General features: G+C 73.0%; 2 protein-coding genes. One reads left to right on the plus strand and one right to left on the minus strand.

Going from position 1 to position 2,096, the window contains the following annotated elements:
- Positions 1-1,246: tetratricopeptide repeat protein (locus AB8Z75_RS34345; protein ID WP_369208972.1), on the plus strand; the 1,246-nt coding region annotated here is incomplete at its 5' end.
- Here the strand turns inward: AB8Z75_RS34345 and AB8Z75_RS34350 are convergent.
- Entirely contained in the window at positions 1,227-2,018 is a 792-nt protein-coding gene (locus AB8Z75_RS34350) for an ABC transporter permease (protein WP_369208974.1), read from the minus strand. The two genes, AB8Z75_RS34345 and AB8Z75_RS34350, sit on opposite strands and share 20 nt — an antisense overlap.
- Positions 2,019-2,096: the final 78 nt, after the last annotated feature.

Genomic DNA, 2,096 nt, shown 5'->3' on the forward strand with positions numbered 1-2,096 from the left:
CCTGTGGTCCACCGACACCAACTATCCCCGCCTCGCCGCGCTCGCCGCGGACACCGGCCCGCCCCTGTCGCACTACCGGCCCGAGCCCGAGTTCGTCGAAGCCGCCCGCGCGGCCGCTGTGCTGTGCACGGCGAGCCTGTTCATGGGCCACGGACCGCTCCCCGTACGCCAGCTCGTCGCACTGCGGCGGCTGCCCCCGGCCCCGCCCGACACGCTGCTGCGGGCCGCCGCGGCGGTGCTGAGCGCGATCCCGGAGATGCTCCCTCCCGACTACGAGGTGCTGCGAGAACTCTGCGACAGCGAGCAGCCCCTGGTCGCGGGCGTCGCCGAGTGCATTGCCTCCTACGCCTGGGAGTTCGAGCACCAGATCGACCGCGCACTCGCCTCGGCCCACCGGATGATCACCGCGCTGGCTCCGCTCGACAACCCGTCCGTGCTGCTCACCGGGCATGCCAGGCTGAGCGAGCTGTGCCTGCGCACGGGGCAGGGCGAGGCGGCCTACGAGCACCTCACGGCGGTGCTGGAGGTGCTGCCACGGCTCAACGACGGGCGCGACTACCTCTTCATCCGCTCGTCCCTCGTCCTGGCCTGCCTCCAGCGCGGCGACCCGGACGAGGCCGAGTACTGGCTGCGGCAGGCGGCGAGCGACAACCCTCCGCAGCAGGACGCCTTCTACATGCCCGACTTCGGCGGACGCGCCGAGATCGCGCTGGCCCGCGGGCAGACGGAGGCCGGGCTCGGCCTGTGGCGCAGCGCCGTGGAGCGGCTGTCCTCGGCGGGCTCGGCGCACAACGGTGACTTCTGGCTCGACCCGTGGGCGTTCCAGGTCCAGTCGGCGGCGGTGACGGCGCACGCGCACGCGGGCCGCCCCGAGTTGGTCGCGGACGCCGTCGGCCGGCTGCGGGAGGGGCTGCGGATTCTGCTCTCGCGTCCGTCCGGCTCGCCCATGGAACTCCCCGTGTGGGGGACGGTGCTGCACGCCCTCGGCACGGCCGGGCTCGCGTCCGGTGACAGCTGTGCCGGGGCCGATGCCGGTCCCGGCACCGGTGCCGTGCGGATGATCGCGTTGGCCGAACGGCTCGGGGTGGCGCGCGAGTTCCAGCCGACGATGTCGGGCGACCGCGCCCGGAAAGCGGCCCAGGACGCCCACAGGGCGGCGTACACCGACGCGGTGTCGGAGTACGCCGCCCTGGAGCGGGACGAGTTGCGGGAGGCGGCCCGCGAACTCATCTCGGGTCGCGGTTGAACAACACCATCGACCAGCGGTAGCCGAGCGCGGCCAGGCCGACGCACCAGGCGACCGCGAGCCACCCGTCGTTGCCGATCCCCGTGCCGAGCAGCAGGCCGCGCAGGGTCTCGATGGCGGGCGTGAACGGCTGGTACTCGGCGATCGGCTGGAACCAGCCCGGCATCGCGTCGAGGGGGACGAACGCGCTGGAGAGGAGCGGCAGCAGGAACAGCGGCGTCGCGTTGTTGCTGGCGGCCTCGGCGTTCGGACTGGCCAGGCCCATGCCGACGGCGGTCCAGGTGAGCGCCGTGGCGACGAGCACGAGCAGTCCGAGCGCGGCCAGCCACTCCAGGGCCGTGGCGTCCGCGGCCCTGAAACCGAGGGCCACGGCGACGGCCCCGACGATGACCACGCTGGCGATCGACTGCAGCACGCTGCCGACGACGTGCCCGATGAGCACGGAGCCGCGGTGGATCGCCATCGTGCGGAAGCGGGCGACGATGCCCTCGGTCATGTCGTTGGACACGGACACCGCCGTGCCGACCGTGGTGCTGCCGATGGTCATCAGCAACAGGCCCGGGACGAGGTAGGCGAGGTAGGCGGACCGGTCCGCTCCTCCGCCGCCGATGCCCGCGCTCATCACATCCCCGAAGACGTAGACGAACAGCAGGAGCAGCACGATCGGCGTCAGGAGGAGGTTGAGGGTGAGGGAGGGGTAGCGGCGGGCGTGCAGGAGGTTGCGGCGCAGCATCGTGCGTGAGTCGCGCGCGGCCAGGGTGAAAGCGCTCATCGGGCCGCCTCCGTGGAGTGGGTGAGCCGGTCGGACTGGCCGGCTTGGGCGGGCTGGGCAGCCTCGTTGGCTTGGGCG

This window comes from Streptomyces sp. PU-14G (assembly GCF_041028275.1).
GTDB lineage: Bacteria > Actinomycetota > Actinomycetes > Streptomycetales > Streptomycetaceae > Streptomyces.